This window comes from Flavobacterium pallidum (assembly GCF_003097535.1).
GTDB classification, from domain to species: Bacteria; Bacteroidota; Bacteroidia; order Flavobacteriales; family Flavobacteriaceae; genus Flavobacterium; species Flavobacterium pallidum.
This window is the reverse complement of sequence record NZ_CP029187.1, coordinates 2778243-2796635: the sequence shown is the minus strand read 5'-3', so window position 1 is coordinate 2796635 and position 18393 is coordinate 2778243. Positions and strand designations below refer to the sequence as shown.

Genomic DNA, 18393 nt, shown 5'->3' with positions numbered 1-18393 from the left:
TCCGCATTGCGGACCTTTTTTTGTGATTTATCTAATTATTTCCTGACCACTTTGAATGAGGTGGAAGTTTGTTCGAACTGCAGTGAGCAGACATATGTTCCGGTTGCGTAGGAGGACAAATCGACCTTAGCATCAAATTGCTTTTCGTTGAACTGGTCAAGGAGTTTTCCGTCGAGGCTGTAAATAGCGATGGACTGGATTTCATTTTTGGATTTGATATTGAGGATTCCGGTCGTTGGGTTCGGGTAGTACGAATAATCGATCAGGCTATTTCCTGAAGTTCCGAGATCAAGGCAACTGAAAGCACCATCCCAGCCTGCAAGATTTGTATTGGTGTCGGCATCAAACTGGAATGTGAGTGCTCCGGACGCATCTGTCGATTCAAAAGGGCCTACGACATCGAATCCGGTAATGGCAGCCAACATATCCGATTCTATATTCGGTCCGTTAAAAATATACAGGTAATCCCAGCCGTCTTCTATGGCAATGCTGTTAAATGTTACTTTAACCTTATCATTCGGGTCTGTAGGAAAAACAGTCCTGGTCCAATCCTCATAATCGGAATAATTATGATCCAGTCCGCCAGAATCTACAAATGGCTGTCCTGCACAGAAATCGGCCGCAGTAGTTAAATAATAGCATTTCGATACCGCCTCAAGCCCTGCCGAACAGGCGCTGCGCACACAGATATCGTATGAGGTGTTCGGAGAAAGCCCTGTGACAATGTAATCGTTGGTGCCCACAGGAATCCATGTAACGGGCTGGTAAGGATAGGTTGATACTGACACTTCCCATGACGTATTCGTCGTGTCCGCATCGGTCCATGTAAGCTCGGCTGATGTATAGGTGACGTTGGTGACATTCAGGTTGTTGATTTGTGAAATACATGTATTGATGCAATTACTGCTGAGACAAGTGGAAGCATTTACATTCTGAAGGATCCTTGCAGCAGGCTGCGGCCCGAAACCATTGGCAAAGTTAATCCCGACGCCTTCCAGTAAATGGCAATAGCTCATAATCGTCCCGCCAACTTCAGGCAGTGGGACATCGCCGATGGGGCAATTGCCTTCCGCATAGGCCGGATTTGCAGTTGTGGCACAACCATCAATGGCAGTACCATCTCCATTCCAGTAACAGCCGTGTGTATGCGGGGATCCCAAAAGATGGCCCAATTCATGTGTAATCACTTCGATCGTCCATGACATTACAGGGACGGTATTGAAATCAAAATAAACATCAGAATAACTGTAATTGTTACCAGAGCATAAACCATCTACTACGGCAGCTACACCGCCAAGCCCGCTGTCGATCCCTACAAGCTGTCCGACATCTCCGTTAAAAACCGGTCGTTGCGCATGAAATTGCTGCAGGTATTGCCAGGAAGCATCACCGAGGTAAGGATCAGGCGTGGTCCAGACATAAATGGATTTAATCGCAACGCTGATGCCGTCATTGTTGTAAAGTGTCTGTACATTATTGAATGCGGAAGTCATCCAGACGTTGGTTTGTACAACATCGCTTCCATTGGCAAGATACATGTCGTAGTCGATTTCAAAATAAACGGTCACACAACGGTTTGAGAGCGTATTCCTATTTTGTGTATTCGCAGGAATTTCCTTTAAATCCTTTTCCGTTACGGCACATTTAAAGGAGTTGTCAAGTTTTAATTTGGCATCCGAATAGACAATGTAATCTGTGGTATTGCCTTTGATATTGAGCTTATTCACTACGATATTCCGGAATTGATGCCCTGAAATAATACCATTCATCTGGTCCTTGAAAAAGTTAAAAGATACCAGGGAATGCACATCGCCTTTGATGATGCCTCGGTAAAAATGCCCTTTTTCAATAGTCTTTTTTGCATCAGGCGCATCGCTCGTGCGCAATTCGAAACCTTCTGCAAATACATCCGTTTTGTATAAGGATATTGTAATTACGGTATTATTATAAGGAACATCAAGCTCAATATATTCCTTGTTTTCAGCCATGATCTGCATGGTCACTGAGGCATCCAAAGTTGCTATTGTAGCGTTATCTACTGTTTTGGTAAACTCAGCCGAAGCAGGATTTGGATTTATCGAAAATGGAGCGTAATGTGCAAATACGACGTGTTCTTTTTGCAGTTTCAGTATATCTTCAGCGACTTTTCCGGTTTGGGAAAAAACAGAAAAGCCCATCAAAAGCAGAAGTATTGTTTTTTTCATATCCATGATTTACGTGTCAAATGTATTAAAAAAATAGCCAGGAATTCTTTTACGGCAAAAGTTCAAAGCCGGATTATGAGATAATTACGTGATGCATCGGTATTAAGATTGACAAAAGGCAAATAAGTTGCTTTTAATTGTCGATTGCATCCGCATGCATTTCATAGATTTCCAACCCGAAATACCCAACCGAAGCAAAAATATGATCAAAAATATCGGCCATGATGTATTCATAATTCTCAAAGCGCTTGTCACTGGAAAACGTGTAAATTTCCAGCGGAATGCCATGTGGCGTGGGTTGCAGTTGACGGCACAGCAAAAGCATGTCTTTGTTGAGTCCCGGATAATTTTGCAAATACTGCGTAATATACTTTCGGAACAGCCCGAAATTGGTCATGTTCCGTCCGTTAATCAGCAATGATTTATCAATATTCCGATTGGCATTGTATTTATTGATGTCACTCTGGCGTTGGTCGATATACGAGGAAACAAGCTGAATTTTCTTTAATTCGAAAAGTTCTTCAGGCTTCAAAAAGCGGATGCTCGAAGGTTTTATCAGGATATGCCGCTTGATGCGCCGTCCATCTGAGCCTAGCATGCCGCGCCAGTTTCGGAAGGAATCTGAAATCAGGCTGTATGTTGGTATCGTGGTGGTCGTATTGTCGAAGTTGCGCACTTTTACAGTAGCAAGGTTGATTTCGATCACGTCGCCGTCGGCACCGAATTTATCCATGGTAATCCAGTCGCCGATGCGCACCATATCATTTACTGAAACCTGGATGCTGGCCACAAAACCGAGAATGGTATCACGGAAAATCAAGATCACAATGGCTGAAATTGCCCCGAAAGTCCCCAGTAATGTCTTAAATGACAAATTAAAAAGCGACAGGAAAATGGCCGTAATCCCAAAAGTCCACAGCACGATCATAATGACCTGTATATAACTGTCGATCGGTTTGTCACTGTAACGCGGGATCAGTTTCAGGTAATCGCGCAAAGCATTGAAGATGCTCCGGATAATCCACAGCACAAGCAATACGATGTACATTTTCACGAGTTTCCCGAAAATGGGTTCCCAATAATCGAAATTCCGGAAAATGATTGGCACCGATTTATAAACAAACAGCAGCGGAATCAGATAAGCGATGTATTTCGCAGTTTTATTTGTTACGAGTAAATCGTCAAAGCGTGTTTTGGTGCGCCTTGCGACAATGATCATAAGCCGGACCAGAATGAAACGGAATCCGAAATAAATTCCATAAGCCAGGAAATACAGCAGCACGAGATCGAAAAACAGGCTGAAATACGAAGCAAATGTCTCGTTGACATGCCAGGATTTCAACAGTTTAAACGACCAGCCGAAGATGTTCTCCATGACTTTATGCATCATCTACAGGTATTTTTTTTCTACGTAAAAGGTCCCGAAAGGCAATACGGAAGCCACACCGATAATGGCAAACTTTTTTGCAGGCCATTCCAGCTCGAATTTCAGCATGATGGCCAGGATGATGTATGAAATGAACAACACGCCATGCGCCATCCCGATCGGGAATAGCAAGGTGTGGTACAATTCAGGGTTGTTGTGTTTGATGAAAAGCATGTTGCCAAACAGGGCGAGGTATGAAATCCCTTCGAGAATTGCGATGGCTTTGAATAATTTAAGCATTAATTTGTATATTTAGATTGAAGGCCATTGGCCAACGCAAAATTAAGTATTAAACTTACATTAATAAAGACAAATCCGTTTAAGTTTCAACATAAGACCATGAGCAAACGCGACCTTAAGAAATACCTGAACAGCCTGACAAAAGAACAGCTTGAAGCACAGTTTACAACGCTTTACGAAAAATTCCCTGAAGTAAAAACGTATTACGATTTTGTCTTCAACCCAAATGAGGAAAAGCTGACCGCTGCGGCAAAAGCCAAAATTGCGAATGAATATTTTCCGGTAAAATCAAAACGTGCCAAACTTCGGCGTTCTGTAGCGCAAAAATACATCAAGCATTTCCTGAACCTTGGCGTCGACGCTTTTGCTGTTGCAGATGTGATGCTGTTTACGATTGAAACAGCGCAGAAATATTCAGCGAAACGGGAAATGAAATACGCGTCATTTTATAAAAGCATCCAAACCGCGTACGAACAGGCAGTGAAATATGTGATTGCAAACGGTATTTTGCCCGATTTCAGGGAACGATTGCTGTCAGTTGCTGCGGAAGCGAACAGGCAGAGATGGGAAAACCGTTATGAAATACAGCGGTTGGGTGAGGCATTGGAGTTTATGGACAATTAAAAAAAAGCGGCCCTGCAGGTATTGCGATTTCCCATTACACAATTAAAATAAGGTAGGAGGCAGCGGCGGCGCAACGTGAAACCCTGACTTAAGTTTTCCAACCCTGAATTCATTTACTTTTTCATGTGCCAAACGCGTAGGTTCAGGAATACGGTATTTCCCGATGCAGCTTTTCATGATGTCCAGGCTTTGTTCGCCCGTGACCAAATGCCCGGGAGAAATATATACAGGTTGTACTTTGGCTTTCGTACGTAACGCATAGCCTAGCAATTCACCTTTGCCATAAATGGGTTCACTGCTGAATTTCTCCTGGCCTAATGCATCGAATTTCCCAAACAGCATGCTTTTCGCACACCCGATTGCAGGAATGTTTGCCAATTGGCCGAAATGCGTCGCAATGCCCATTTTCCTGGGATGCGTGATACCCTGGCCATCAAGAATCATTAGATCTGGTTTTTCATCTGATTGTTGCCAGGCTTGCAGCAATGCGGGAACTTCACGAAAAGCGAGGTAACCGGATTGATACGGAAAAGTCGTTTCTGCGACAATGAGCGAGTAGGAGCGGAGTGTCATTGCAGGGTAATCTAGGATGACAATGCCCGCATAAACCGTTGTACTGTTTTTATTAAATGAAATATCCGCACCACCGATGGTATGGATTGGTTTCTCCAAAGGTTTTAGGTTGATATGCTGCTGCATTTCGAGTTGGAGTTTCGTGGCATCTGTAATGGAAAAATGGTCGTAGGTGAGCATGGAGCGTTTTATCATAAAGTTACGGATTTCATTTTGGAAAAATAAATTTCAAGCGAACCCGCCACCGCGCCAGGGATATCAGCGGAAATCCTGACAGTGCGCAGCAAAGGCATATTGAAGCGGATAGCCCGGTCCGCAGGGGGCGCCATAAAAAAGTTGGCAGTAATCAGTGGCGATTGGTAATAAAAAATTAAATTAACTTTTAAGATTGCCGATAAACCTGTTTTTAGGTGTACTTTTGCAAAAATTGAAAAAATTTCCGTTAAGGAAACTATGAAACACAACGAAACCGGTTACGAAATTACTGAGAAAAAGGAGCTGTACGGCTACCAAAAAGGCGATATTGACCTCATTTTTGACCGTATGGACAATACCCCGCCGGACTATCATTTGCTATACCAATTGCCCACGGGCGGCGGGAAAACGGTGATTTTTTCTGAAATCGTAAGGCGTTACCTTGCCCAGCACGATAAGAAAGTGGTGGTGCTCACACACCGGATTGAACTTTGCAGGCAGACTTCCAAAATGCTGAACGGTTTCGGGGTGAAGAATAAAGTCATCAACAGCAAAATCAAGGAATTGCCAGACCAGGGCGAGTATTCGTGCTTTGTGGCGATGGTGGAAACACTGAAAAACCGCCTTAACGACGAGCTGCTGCACATTGACAATGTGGGGCTGGTGATTATCGATGAAGCGCATTACAATTCGTTCCGGAAATTGCTGAGCTCGTTTAAAAAATCGTTTATCCTGGGTGTGACCGCCACGCCTTTGAGCTCGAATATCAGGCTGCCGATGAATGAGAATTATGACGAGCTGATTGTGGGCGATACGATTTCGTCATTGATTGAAAAAGGTTTTCTGGCTAAAGCGACCACCTATACCTATGATGTTGGGCTGACTTCACTCAAAGTCGGGATTAATGGTGATTATACCGTGAAATCTTCGGATGAACTGTATTCGAATATGGTGATGCAGGAGAAACTTTTGCATGCTTATACCGAAAAATCCCTGGGCAAGAAAACGCTCATCTTCAACAATGGGATCCACACTTCATTGTATGTCTATGAAACGTTCCGCAATGCCGGTTTCGGAATCAGGCACCTTGACAATACGAGCAGCGCCGAGGAACGTAAAGATATTTTGAAATGGTTTAATGAAACGCCGGATGCGATTTTAACCTCGGTGGGAATCCTGACTACCGGTTTTGATGAACCGACGGTGGAGTCGATTATTCTAAACCGTGCCACGAAATCGCTGACGTTATATTTCCAGATGATTGGGCGCGGGTCGCGCAAATTGCATAATAAAGATGAATTTACCGTAATCGACCTGGGTAATAATGCAGCGCGTTTTGGGTTGTGGAGTGATCCGGTAAACTGGCAGCACATTTTCAAGGCCCCTGAATTTTATTTGGAAAACCTGCGTGATGATGCGGATATTGAGCTGAACTTCAGGTATACGATGCCGCTCGCTTTGCGTGCCAAATTTGCGAATACCGCCAACATCGATTTTGATGTGGAGGAAGAACATAAGCTGGCATTGAAGCAAAACCTGCGTTCGAAGACCGTGTTGGAAAAATCTTTGGAGCAACATGCGGCAATGTGTGTTGACAATACGGAAACACTTACGGAAGCGCGCCAACTCAGCCGCGAGCTGGATGAAGATGTGGAATTCCGAATCCGTAAATATTCCAATTGCTTAAGCCATTGCAGTAAGAATTACCGCGAATGGCTGACTGAGGATTACAAGCAGAAACTTTTGCTGCTTATCGGAAAGAAATACCGGGAGAAGATTTTCAGGGAAGCCGATTAAGGACCGCTTCGCCGTAAGACTTTAAGATTATAAGACTTATAGGACTCTAAATTTTTATACTTGATTCAGAAATAGTCATAATCCTACAATCTTAAAATCTTAAAATCCATTTCAATCGCAACATCCCCTGAAAGCAAAAACGCCCTCCAATACGGAAGGCGCTTTCAGCGATTTTAGATTTATTCAGATTTAGTACACTACTTTTTTGGTAACCGAATTGTTATTGGTGTCGGTAATCTGGACCAACAATATCTGCTTTTCTGCTTTGAGTTCATCTATGATGGTGCTGTTGCTGTTGATGTTGTTTTTTTCAGCGATCAGCCTGCCACGGATGTCAAATATCTTTACATTCAGCATTTGGGCGTTTCCTGAATTGATAGTCAACATTTCATTGTTTTTGAAGACCACAATACTATTTACGTTAAGGATTTGATTTTGGGTTGTTAAAGGTGCATTCTGATACACAATGGAGAAGCGGTTTGTAAAATTTCCTGCAGCAGAAGCGAAACTGTAAGCCGATTGCCTCATATCATGCACTATTCCGTTCAGGTTATCCTTAATGTAAATTTCCTGATTGCTGCTGAACAATCCGTCGAAGTGATCTAAGGACAAAGTGTACGTTCCCGCTTCGGATGCGTTGAAAGACAAAGGCACTTCATCAGTATTTTCGAATGGTAATGCACGCGCCTGTATAACATAATCCCCTCCGTTGATAAGATTGGAAATAAAGCTGTCATTTGATGGAACCATTAATGCATCCATACCGGCATCGACATCCTGGGTAGCATCGGTAGCATAGGCCACCATGATCTGGTTTGACGGGGTTTCGCCGTGGAAAAGGTTGAACCAGATGCGGTGCTTTTCTATATCAGCCGACCTGAAGAACTGGTTTTGATTGTTTCCGGCACGCATATCATTTGAAAAACTGACATTTCCAGCGGCAGTCGGAAGCAGGATAAAACCTTGTCCCACCTGTATGGTGCCATTAGGCTCAATACTGCCTGATGCCGAGGCTGTCCCGCCGATGACGGTATAAGTCGAATAATTTTCACCAGAACCGGCATCCTGGTTCCTGTGCGTCCAGAAGTACAAGGTCCCGGGATTTTCAGCAAGGAATGCGTTGGCATCAAGTGTGGAAGGATATGGGTTTCCGATGAGATTGTAGCCCTGTCCGTTTTTGGTAACAGGAATTGTAAAATCGCCATTATTCGGCACACCAGTAAATTTTCCAACGAATGGAGATGGTGCTGTCGTGAAATTATTGGGGGCACGAATGACATAACCTTTTGCAGCTGTAAAAGAAGCAATCGACGGATTTTGGGTTACAAAGGCATTCGTCGTTTCATCAATCGTCATAAAACGGTTTGTCACGGTTTGTGGCGAAAATGCAAGCAGGTTTTGCCCGGCCACAGGTGATGACCAATACGTATAATCGAGGCGGCGCATGGTCGTATTTCTCTTGATAAGGATATTTCCGGTATTGGCAGCATTGTCTACCTGCACCAGATTGGCATTGCTTTCAAATGTGAGTGATGAACCTGAGTCCACATGGACTGCGCCTGTAATCTTAAAGTCGGATCCACCGGCAACTATTACCTGAGCATTGTTTGTTATCGTGAGTGAACACGCCTGTAAATCTGCGGAAGCGGCAAAATTCCCGGAAATGATGGCAGGTTGGTCGGCAACAGGATAATTGTTAGTCCATGCTGACCCGTTCCAGATTGTCGCTACGGTGCAATAAGGAACGGCATCGGTCATGCCGTTGCAATCGTCGTCGATGCCGTTGTCGAGGATCTCGAATTCACCCGGATTTACATTGCTGTTATTGTCATCACAGTCAGCACCACTGGTCGTTTCCATATAAGAAGCTGGGACGATTGCGCCGTAGCATACGATTTCAGTACCGCCGTCATAGCCATCGCCGTCAATATCAATGTATAATGGATTGCTTTGCCATACGAGCATATCGCCGTCATTGCAATCGGTATTGTCAGGCACGCCGCCGCAGCTCACTTTTAGCATAGAGCCATAACCGTCGCCGTCGCTGTCAGCATAACGAAGCTGGTTGTCATTGCAATCGCTGTTATTTGTTACACCACAGGCCACTAAAACATTTGCTCCGAAGCCATCGCCGTCAGCATCCAGGTATTGATTTTGGTTGTCATTGCAATCAATATTGTTTGTCAAACCGCAAGCCACCTGCGTAGTAGATCCGAAACCGTCGCCATCGGCATCAAGGTATTGGATTTGGTTGTCGTTGCAATCGGAATTATTGAATACGCCGCAGGCTACAATTACATTGGCACCGAAACCGTCGCCGTCAGCATCAAGATATTGGAGTTGATTGTCATCACAGTCGAGGCTGTTCGAGAGTCCGCATGCCACTTGTATATCAGATCCGAAACCGTCGCCATCGGCATCAAGGTATTGGATTTGGTTGTCGTTGCAATCAGAATTATTGAATACGCCGCAGGCCACTAAAATATTGGCACCGAAACCGTCGCCGTCAGCATCAAGATATTGGAGTTGATTGTCATCACAGTCGAGGCTGTTCGAGAGTCCGCATGCCACTTGTATATCAGATCCGAAACCATCGCCATCAGCATCTGAATATTGGATTTGGTTGTCATTGCAATCCGAATTATTGGTCAAGCCGCAGGCTACAATTACATTGGCTCCGAAACCGTCACCGTCCGAATCAAGATATTGGAGTTGATTGTCGTTGCAGTCAAGATGATTTGAAAGTCCACACGCAACCTGGATTGTTGATCCGAAACCGTCACCATCGGCATCAAGGTATTGGATTTGGTTGTCATTGCAATCCGAGTTATTGGTCAAGCCGCAGGCTACAAGAACATTGGCACCAAAACCGTCGCCGTCAGCATCAAGATATTGGAGTTGATTGTCATTGCAATCGTAATTGTTAGTCAATCCACAGGCAACCTGGATTGTTGATCCGAAACCGTCACCATCGGCATCAAGGTATTGGATTTGGTTGTCATTGCAATCCGAATTATTGGTCAAGCCGCAGGCTACAATTACATTGGCTCCGAAACCGTCGCCGTCAGCATCAAGATATTGGAGTTGATTGTCGTTGCAGTCAAGATGATTTGAAAGTCCACACGCAACCTGGATTGTTGATCCGAAACCGTCACCATCGGCATCAAGGTATTGGATTTGGTTGTCATTGCAATCCGAGTTATTGGTCAAACCGCAGGCTACAAGCACATTGGCTCCGAAACCGTCACCATCGGAATCAAGATATTGCAGTTGATTGTCATTGCAATCGTAATTGTTAGTCAATCCACAGGCAACCTGGATTGTTGATCCGAAACCGTCACCATCGGCATCGAGGTATTGGATTTGGTTATCATTGCAATCCGAATTGTTGGTCAAGCCGCAGGCTACAAGCACATTGGCTCCGAAACCGTCACCATCGGAATCAAGATATTGCAGTTGATTGTCATTGCAATCGTAATTGTTAGTCAATCCACAGGCAACCTGGATTGTTGATCCGAAACCGTCACCATCGGCATCTAGGTATTGAATTTGGTTGTCGTTGCAATCCGAATTGTTCGTTACGCCGCAGGCAACCAATATATTTGCCCCGAATGTATCACCATCGGCATCCAGATATTGCCACTGGTTGTCATTGCAATCGACACTGTTGGTAACACCACAAGCTACTTTTGTTGTCGATCCGTATCCGTCTCCATCGGCATCAAGATATTGGAATTGATTGTCGTTGCAATCTGAATTATTGGTTACACCGCATGCCACCCATACATTGGCTCCGAATCCATCAGCGTCGCCGTCGAGATACTGGATTTGGTTGTCATTGCAATCCGCATTATTGGTTACGCCGCAAGCTGCAAAAGTGGTCGACCCGAAACCATCACCATCAGCATCCGTATATTGTTTTTGATTGTCATTGCAGTCAGCGGCATTCGAAGCATACCCTACAGGCATACCCATGCAGGAAGATTGCTGACTGTAATAATTCCCGAAACCGTCGTTATCACTATCTGCATAATAAGTAACGTAGCCGCTTACAGTGAAATTGGCCTTGTAATTGTTCCCATCATTTCCTGCATAAACACTGCCCCCGGAACAGGTTACCGTGGCATCAGAATACACTTCAATAGTATAATTTCCTGGTGCCAATCCGGAAAGCAGGTTGGTCGAATATCCGGTGTCGGCCCATTGCTGGTTCGCACCGCCACAACCATTGCTGCCCCCTGCGGCATAGCCGATGTTATTGGACGTAAAACTACCGGACGGCAATCCTGCAGGGTAAACCCTGTAATATAAACGGGTACTGCTTAAATCACAGCCACCACATTTATATACGTTGTGCTCGGCTCCCCTGAAAACTAAATTGGAACTGCCTTCGCAGAAAGTCCCAAGATTGGCCCCATTAAAATCAGGATTTCCTGACGATGCCTGAAGATCATAATAGATATTGGAGCCGTTATTGATGCTCAATACGATAAAGGACGAGTCAAACCCCGCGGACTGCGCCCGTACCTGCTGCAAACAACAGATTGCGAGTGTCAATATCGCGAAGCGAAAGTGTTGTAGATTTTTTTTCATGATTTCCCCTTTTGATTGTTTTATGTACAGTATACGATAGCATATATTGCATCATGTGACAAAATTAACCCGCAATGACTGCTCCTGAAATAGGGCAGATGACGTATTTTGAATCAGGGCAGCATACGCTAAAGTTTTCATAAAATGGTTTTTCCGGTTTGCAAAAGCCAATCCGGACCAATAAATATTCGTAAATTTAAGGTGCTAAAAAAAGAGCATAAACAATATGGAAATTGTCGTGATAGGAGGAGGGTTTGCTGGAATCAACCTCTGTAAAGAACTTGCAAACCACAAGGATATAAAGGTTACTTTGGTAGACAAAAACAATTATAATTTCTTTCCACCGCTCATATATCAGGTTGCTACGGCTTTCCTGGAACCTTCGAGCATCAGCTATCCGTTTCGTAAATTTTTCGCAGGCAAAAAAAACCTGCAGTTCCGGTTTGGCGAACTTCAAAGCGTTGTTCCTGCTGAGAATAAGATTGTCCTCAACAACGGTGAACTGCATTATGATATATTGGTTTTTGCTACGGGTGCCGAAACGAATTATTTTGGTATGGAAAATGTCAAGAAGAATGCCATCCCGATGAAAACACTGAACGATGCCATCGAAATGCGCAATACCTTACTAAAGAATATTGAAAAAGCTGCCATTTGCAAGGACATCAGAGAACGCAGGAAGTTATTGACTATTGTTGTCGCCGGTGGCGGCCCGACAGGGGTAGAGGTTTCGGGTATGTTTGCTGAAATGCGCAAAAGCATCCTGGTTAAAGAATATCCGGAATTATCCACTACTGCAAGCAACGTTTACCTGGTTGATGGTGGCGATGCGCTGCTGTCTCCTATGAGTGAAAAATCTCAAAAGGACACCCTGGAAGCGCTTACGAAGCTGGGCGTAGTGATAAAATTGCATACCCGTGTCGCAGATTATGACAACGATACCGTTTTTTTCGGCAATGGGGAAACCATTCAGACCAAAAATCTGATATGGGCTGCGGGTGTCAGCGCAAAGCAATTCGATGGTATACCCCAGGAAAGTTATGGCCGTGCCAAAAGGATGCTGGTCGATCAATATAATAAAGTCAATGGCACCGAAAATATTTATGCGATAGGGGATACCTGTCTGCAAACCAGCGACGAAGGGTTTCCTGAAGGACATCCGCAGGTGGCCCAGGTCGCAATACAGCAAGGGAAGAACCTTGCGAGGAATTTTAAGAACACGCTTAAGTCACATCCATTAAAACCTTTTAAATACAATGATAAGGGATCGATGGCAATTATCGGTAAGAACAAAGCCGTCGTCGACATTCCCAAACCAAAAATCCATCTTAACGGTGTGATTGCGTGGTTGGCCTGGTTATTCATCCACCTTATTTCACTGATTAGTTACAGGAACAGATTACAGACATTTTATAACTGGATGGTGGCTTATTTTTCAAAAGACCAATCGCTGCGCATGATCATCCGGCCTGAGAAGAAATAATGTGGGAATCCTGTAATATTTAATTGAAATTGTATAAACGGGGATTGACTGGATTCGTCTTATTTTTGAATCGTAAAAACGAAACTATTTATCTTTTATACTAGATCGTTAATCGTAACGGTCATCGACACTAAAAGGAGTTTATATCTGATATCGGCTCCTTTTTTTATGTTTTTTAGATAGGTTTCATCTGTAATGAATGTAATGTCCTATGTTAATTTTGTTCAAATATTCATTATTGTTTTTATAAATTTTGTCTATATTTATCCGTCAATTTAACCAAAAACTTGCCTTTAATGAAACTATACATCAAATATGATATCAATATGGCGTGCCGCGTCATCATGCAGGAACAGATCGGGAAACTCGGACTCAAATATAACCTGCTGGAATTCGGGGAAATAGAGCTTATTGATAATATTTCAGATGAGGATCTTGCAGAACTGCAACAGTCGCTGGCGCATTATGGGATAGAAATCATAAACAATCAAAAAAGCCAGCTGGTGCAGCGTATCAAGGATACCATCATCGAAATGATTTATGAAAAAGATAAATTGCCACTTTCAACGATTTCAAATTACCTTTCAGACCAATTGAACCTGAGTTATGGTTATATTGCCAATATTTTTTCGGAATACACTTATACATCAATCGAAAATTTCATCATCATCCAGAAAATAGAAAGAGCCAAAAAACTCATTATTGAAGACGGATTGACATTAACGGAAATTTCATATAAGCTGAATTACAGCAGTGTTGCGTACCTTTCGGCACAATTTAAAAAAGTGACAGGCCTCACGCCTTCCATGTTTAAAAGGATTGTTGACCGCCGCCGCAGCATGAACAGTTAATTTTACTGATAACATAATACCCCAGTCTTATGTATATTGACAACAAAGCACCAATGAACATTATCCTTGCGGATGATGATGAAGATGACAGGAATTTCTTTAACGACGCGATCCAGGAGTTGAAAATGAACAGTACCCTGATCACTTTCAAGGATGGAAAGGAACTGATTGACTATCTCGAAGCGCCAGATACGGTGCTGCCCCACATCATTTTCCTGGATTTGAATATGCCCTGCAAAACCGGTTTCGACTGCCTTAAGGAAATTCGCGAAAATCCGAAGCTGAAAGATGTCTCTATTGCTATTTATTCAACTTCTTCTTCAGAAAAGGATATTGAAGATACTTTTATAGGAGGTGCCAACGTGTACATCAAAAAACCCAATGATTTTTCAAAACTGAAAAAAGTCATTAAGGACGTTGTCAATATGAACTGGCAATTCCATACTTCAGGACTTAATAAGGAAACGTTTTTCTACAGCGTTTAATAATGAATATCAATGAAATTCTCAGGTTTGCTAAGGTTTTCGATACTGCTGAAGCTGGCCTTAGGGCTATCGATTATTGTTGTAGGCTACCTGACGACAAAGTTTTATTTTCAGATCCGTGAGCTGAGCACATCTGTAAAATCCATAGAAAATTCGAATGCAGTCCGCTATGAACTGGAGCAAATAGCTTCAGCAATCAACAAAAATGAATCTGCATTACGGAGTTTTATCATCACCAGAGACAGCCTTTACCTGAGGAACCAGGATTTGGACAACGATGCATTTGACCTGCGTATTTCAAGGCTTCACCGGCTCAGTTTAACCAATCCCGAGTTTAAGTCCGGTTTGGACAGCCTTAAATGGTTCGTGAACAAAAGGCATTTGGTTTTCGACAATACCCTAAAGACTCTTTCTGAAAAAGATTACAACGATAATTACCTGAAAAATAACTTATTAAAGAGTTTTATCTATACTGATAATTTACAGGAATACATCAACAAATTAATCAATACCCAGCAGTACAAAATAGGGAAGCAGGAGCAATTTCACAGTAAGAAAATCGAAGAATCAAGTTGGAACGCAGGCATTCTGGGCATACTTTCATTAACCGTCTTTTTACTGGCTTACCTTAAAATGAACCGTGACATTGCTGAGCAACTTAAGAATACCAAAAAGCTCAAGATCCAAAACCGGAAACTTATTGAAATCAATGCAGAGTTAGAGTCGTTCAACAGTATCGTAAGCCATGACATGCAGGAGCCGCTCCGGAAAATCCAGATGTTTATCTCAAGGCTTGATGAAAATGAAACCCGGCATTTATCCGATCAGGGAAAAGATTATTTCAGTAGGATCAGGGTATCAGCAAATCGCATGCAAAACCTTATGGTTGATCTGGTGAGTTATTCGAGAGCCGCCAAAGGGGACAGGTCTTTTGTTGAAATCGATATGAATTTGCTGCTTAAGGCTGTCGTTGAGGAACTGGCTGTTGATATTGAGGACAAGAAGGCTGTCATTGAGTGGGCTGAATTGCCAGTTATGCATGCTGTACCATTCCAAATGCAGCAATTATTCCTGAATTTATTATCCAATTCCCTCAAGTACGCGAAGGACAATATTGCTCCACAGATTAAGATTTCAAATGAAATTATTTCAGGCGATACTTTTAAAGACGGCAAATCAATTAATCCAGAAAAATTCAATAAAATTGTTGTTTCAGATAATGGTATTGGTTTCCGGCAGGAATATGCTGAAAATATTTTTGTATTATTCAGGCGCCTCGATACCGAATCCAATTACACAGGTACAGGAATCGGTTTGGCCATTTGCAAAAAAATAGTAGAAAACCACAATGGTTTCATTCGGGCTTTCGGTAGTGAAAATCACGGAGCAGCATTCCATATTTATTTGCCGAAATAAATTTATTGTCAAATAGAAATCCTGTTAAATTGCTGAATATGAAAAATTTATTATTGATTGTTCTTATGTTTATATCAGGATTAAGCTACGCTCAAAATGTAACTACAATCCGTAAGGCAAAGTTGAAAGTTTTTACCGGAAGCTATGATAGTAAAAAAGTTGCTGAAAATGAGGGTCGTATGACAATTGAAATCCGCCAGGCAAAGACAGTTGTCACAGGAACCTTAAATTACCAAAATACAGATAAGGTAAATTCGGAATTAAAATTCACAGGTTATGTTCAAAACGAAAAGGTGCACATACAATTGTCAAGCGATGCTACACGGGTTGGCTCAGCGGTATTGACTTTGGAAAATGATATCCTAACATTTTTAATGAATGGCAATAGCGATATTTTGCCTAAAAAAGCCACGTTAGCCAGTAAATGACGAAAACATTATATTTAGATTATTGAACTATAATTTATATTATGTAAAATAGAATTTTTGTGCATACTCCTTATATAAGTATGATTTATAAAAAAAAAGCCACTTCTATTGAAATGGCTTTTTTTATAATACTGGTTTAGAAAATAAACTTGGTGCTCAGGAAATTTGATTTATCCTCGTTAATGACCTCATTAATGAGTCGCGTATTGTTTTCATTCATTTTAAATGCTACTAATGACCTTATTGAAAATGAACGTATTGCATCTGTTACCGATAATGTACCTTCCGCGCTGTCCTTTCTTCCTGTAAATGGAAAAACATCAGGCCCGCGTTGCGATTGTGTATTGACGTTGAGCCTGCTGACCTGGTTTACGAGCGGATCGATCAATTCTGAAAGTTCATCAGCATCATTGGTGAAAATGCTGACCTGCTGGCCATATTTGGTATCAATAAGGTATTGGATCACTTCCTCGGCATCATCAAACGGCACTATGGGAACGATTGGCCCGAACTGCTCTTCATGATACAGCCGCATATCCTTGTTCACAGGATAAACTACTGCCGGAAAAAAGAAAGATGCTTTTGATTTTCCCCCGTTTTCATTCCTGATTTTCGCCCCCTTAACTTCGGCATCTTGAATGCAGGAATTCAGGTAATCGACTTTATCAGGCTCCGGCAACGGCGTTAATGAAACGCCGCTTTCCCATGGCAATCCGAATTTGAGGTTTGACACAGCTTCACTGAATTGCGCAATGAATTCCTCGGCAATACTTCGGTGTACCCAAACAATCTTCAGTGCGGTACAACGCTGGCCGTTAAACGATAAGGAGCCTGTAAGCACTTCCTTGACAGTCAGTGGAATATCGGCTTTTGAAGTAATAATGGCCGCATTCTTGGCATCCAATCCCAAAACTGCGCGAAGTTGGTTGACTTTAGGGTGCAGTTTTTTCAATTCATTGGCTACTTTGCTTGAGCCGATCAATGTCAGCACGTTGATTTTTCCAGATTTCATCAATCCAGGAATAATTACATTTCCCCTTCCATATAGCAGATTGACTACGCCTTTCGGGAAACTTTCCTGGAAAGCACGTTGCAAAGGATAATGCAATAAGGTTCCGAATTTGGGTGGTTTAAAGAGAATCGTATTTCCCATAATAAGCGCAGGAATCAATGTCGTAAAAGTCTCATTTAAAGGGTAATTGTAAGGACCCATACAAAGCACTACTCCAAGTGGTGAGCGCCTTACCTGCGCTGCAATTCCTTCAACGATTTCGAATCGGGAGGAATCCCTGTCGAGATTTTTCAGTGAATCGATTGTAGCGTAAATATATTCTACCGTCCGGTCAAATTCTTTTACCGAATCGGCATGTGATTTACCGATTTCCCACATAATCAGCTTGACAATGATGTCCTTTTGGGCAATCATTTTACCGGTGAATTGCTCGACACAGTGAATCCTTTCGCTGACACTCATCACTGGCCATGCTCCCCTCCCATCGTGATATGCGTTTACTGCGGCTTCCAGCGCTTCTGCCGCTTCTTTTTCAGTTGCCAAAGGGTAACTTCCGATTAATTTTTGCTTTAAACCCTCCGCGGTTTCAATATAAACTGGCGAAAATACGTCATGCACCGCACCGTTCCAGGGTTTCATTTCGCCGTCGCACAAGTATTCGCGCTGGTGCATTTCCGAAATCCTGAATGGCTCAGGTATGGCTTCTTCGGCCACAAATAAATGATCTAAAGCTTGTTCAAATTGATTTTGGTCCATTTTGGCAGGATTTATTGGTTACAAAAAAGACATTGTCTTTTGGAACAATGTCTTTTAGTGAATTAATAAGTAGTATTATGCGTCAGATGTTTATTTACGAAGTTTAAAATTTGAATAGTAAATATAGTACATCTTTTTAAAGAAAAGTCAATTTTATAATAGTTTTAAGAAAACTTAACATTTGCAATCAGCTGATTGTAAGTATTTTTTTTTTGATCTCAGGACAACTTAAAACTTAAGAGTATCATTTTTTAACCGAAATTGTTGAAGACTTATTGATATCTTGAGGGAAGGTGCTTTTAAACACCGC

13 protein-coding genes are annotated in these 18393 nt (G+C 42.5%); 7 read left to right on the top strand and 6 right to left on the bottom strand.

From position 1 onward, the window contains the following. Nucleotides 1-35: 35 nt before the first annotated feature. The 3 genes from HYN49_RS11570 to HYN49_RS11560 all read right to left on the bottom strand — a co-directional run bounded on the left by HYN49_RS11570 (nucleotide 36) and on the right by HYN49_RS11560 (nucleotide 3870). Nucleotides 36-2204, bottom strand: coding sequence for a M12 family metallo-peptidase (locus tag HYN49_RS11570; RefSeq protein WP_181368951.1), 2169 nt, complete (start codon nucleotides 2202-2204; stop codon nucleotides 36-38). Nucleotides 2205-2337: 133 nt separating this feature from the next. After that, nucleotides 2338-3591 carry a mechanosensitive ion channel family protein gene (locus HYN49_RS11565; RefSeq protein WP_108905049.1) on the bottom strand — a complete coding sequence of 418 codons (1254 nt, stop codon included), beginning with the start codon at nucleotides 3589-3591 and terminating at the stop codon, nucleotides 2338-2340. 3 nt (nucleotides 3592-3594) lie between these two features. Continuing rightward, on the bottom strand, nucleotides 3595-3870 hold the full coding sequence (locus HYN49_RS11560) for a DUF3817 domain-containing protein (protein WP_108904263.1): 276 nt from the start codon (nucleotides 3868-3870) through the stop codon (nucleotides 3595-3597). Between the two features lie 99 nt (nucleotides 3871-3969). On the opposite strand from HYN49_RS11560, the gene HYN49_RS11555 reads away from it, so the two are divergent. Further along, nucleotides 3970-4494, top strand: a complete 525-nt coding sequence (locus HYN49_RS11555) for a DUF6155 family protein (protein WP_108904262.1) — start codon at nucleotides 3970-3972, stop codon at nucleotides 4492-4494. A gap of 42 nt (nucleotides 4495-4536) precedes the next feature. Here HYN49_RS11555 and nfi read toward each other — a convergent pair whose 3' ends face one another. After that, nucleotides 4537-5262 carry a deoxyribonuclease V gene (gene nfi / locus HYN49_RS11550; protein WP_245892170.1) on the bottom strand — a complete coding sequence of 242 codons (726 nt, stop codon included), beginning with the start codon at nucleotides 5260-5262 and terminating at the stop codon, nucleotides 4537-4539. Between the two features lie 258 nt (nucleotides 5263-5520). Between nfi and HYN49_RS11540 the strand changes: the two genes are divergently transcribed. After that, on the top strand, nucleotides 5521-7059 hold the full coding sequence (locus HYN49_RS11540) for a DEAD/DEAH box helicase (RefSeq protein ID WP_108904260.1): 1539 nt from the start codon (nucleotides 5521-5523) through the stop codon (nucleotides 7057-7059). Nucleotides 7060-7248: 189 nt separating this feature from the next. Here HYN49_RS11540 and HYN49_RS11535 read toward each other — a convergent pair whose 3' ends face one another. Further along, a complete protein-coding gene (locus HYN49_RS11535) occupies nucleotides 7249-11652 on the bottom strand; it encodes a T9SS sorting signal type C domain-containing protein (RefSeq protein WP_108904259.1) in 4404 nt (1467 codons plus the stop codon). A gap of 226 nt (nucleotides 11653-11878) precedes the next feature. On the opposite strand from HYN49_RS11535, the gene HYN49_RS11530 reads away from it, so the two are divergent. The 5 genes from HYN49_RS11530 (at nucleotide 11879) to HYN49_RS11510 (ending at nucleotide 16315) form a co-directional block, all read left to right on the top strand. Beyond that, nucleotides 11879-13135, top strand: coding sequence for an NAD(P)/FAD-dependent oxidoreductase (locus HYN49_RS11530; RefSeq protein ID WP_108904258.1), 1257 nt, complete (start codon nucleotides 11879-11881; stop codon nucleotides 13133-13135). A 296-nt stretch (nucleotides 13136-13431) separates the two neighbouring features. After that, the gene (locus HYN49_RS11525) at nucleotides 13432-13986 is read left to right on the top strand and encodes a helix-turn-helix domain-containing protein (protein WP_108371742.1); all 555 of its coding nucleotides are present in this window, start codon (nucleotides 13432-13434) and stop codon (nucleotides 13984-13986) included. 53 nt (nucleotides 13987-14039) lie between these two features. Next, a complete protein-coding gene (locus HYN49_RS11520) occupies nucleotides 14040-14471 on the top strand; it encodes a response regulator (protein ID WP_108905047.1) in 432 nt (143 codons plus the stop codon). A gap of 12 nt (nucleotides 14472-14483) precedes the next feature. Beyond that, nucleotides 14484-15887, top strand: a complete 1404-nt coding sequence (locus HYN49_RS11515) for a sensor histidine kinase (protein ID WP_108904257.1) — start codon at nucleotides 14484-14486, stop codon at nucleotides 15885-15887. A gap of 38 nt (nucleotides 15888-15925) precedes the next feature. Further along, nucleotides 15926-16315 (top strand): hypothetical protein, encoded by a 390-nt coding sequence (locus tag HYN49_RS11510; protein WP_146185096.1) that lies wholly within the window; start codon nucleotides 15926-15928, stop codon nucleotides 16313-16315. A 136-nt stretch (nucleotides 16316-16451) separates the two neighbouring features. Here the strand turns inward: HYN49_RS11510 and HYN49_RS11505 are convergent, their stop codons facing one another. After that, nucleotides 16452-18083, bottom strand: a complete 1632-nt coding sequence (locus tag HYN49_RS11505; RefSeq protein WP_108904255.1) for an NADP-dependent glyceraldehyde-3-phosphate dehydrogenase — start codon at nucleotides 18081-18083, stop codon at nucleotides 16452-16454. Nucleotides 18084-18393 lie beyond the last annotated feature (310 nt).

Coding starts and splice junctions, on each gene's coding strand:
- HYN49_RS11570 (WP_181368951.1), bottom strand. CDS start 2,204: ATGAAAAAAACAATACTTCTGCTTTTGATGGGCTTTTCTGTTTTTTCC.
- HYN49_RS11565 (WP_108905049.1), bottom strand. CDS start 3,591: ATGCATAAAGTCATGGAGAACATCTTCGGCTGGTCGTTTAAACTGTTG.
- HYN49_RS11560 (WP_108904263.1), bottom strand. CDS start 3,870: ATGCTTAAATTATTCAAAGCCATCGCAATTCTCGAAGGGATTTCATAC.
- HYN49_RS11515 (WP_108904257.1), top strand. CDS start 14,484: ATGAAATTCTCAGGTTTGCTAAGGTTTTCGATACTGCTGAAGCTGGCC.
- HYN49_RS11505 (WP_108904255.1), bottom strand. CDS start 18,083: ATGGACCAAAATCAATTTGAACAAGCTTTAGATCATTTATTTGTGGCC.
- HYN49_RS11555 (WP_108904262.1), top strand. CDS start 3,970: ATGAGCAAACGCGACCTTAAGAAATACCTGAACAGCCTGACAAAAGAA.
- HYN49_RS11540 (WP_108904260.1), top strand. CDS start 5,521: ATGAAACACAACGAAACCGGTTACGAAATTACTGAGAAAAAGGAGCTG.
- HYN49_RS11530 (WP_108904258.1), top strand. CDS start 11,879: ATGGAAATTGTCGTGATAGGAGGAGGGTTTGCTGGAATCAACCTCTGT.
- HYN49_RS11520 (WP_108905047.1), top strand. CDS start 14,040: ATGAACATTATCCTTGCGGATGATGATGAAGATGACAGGAATTTCTTT.
- nfi (WP_245892170.1), bottom strand. CDS start 5,262: ATGATAAAACGCTCCATGCTCACCTACGACCATTTTTCCATTACAGAT.
- HYN49_RS11510 (WP_146185096.1), top strand. CDS start 15,926: ATGAAAAATTTATTATTGATTGTTCTTATGTTTATATCAGGATTAAGC.
- HYN49_RS11525 (WP_108371742.1), top strand. CDS start 13,432: ATGAAACTATACATCAAATATGATATCAATATGGCGTGCCGCGTCATC.
- HYN49_RS11535 (WP_108904259.1), bottom strand. CDS start 11,652: ATGAAAAAAAATCTACAACACTTTCGCTTCGCGATATTGACACTCGCA.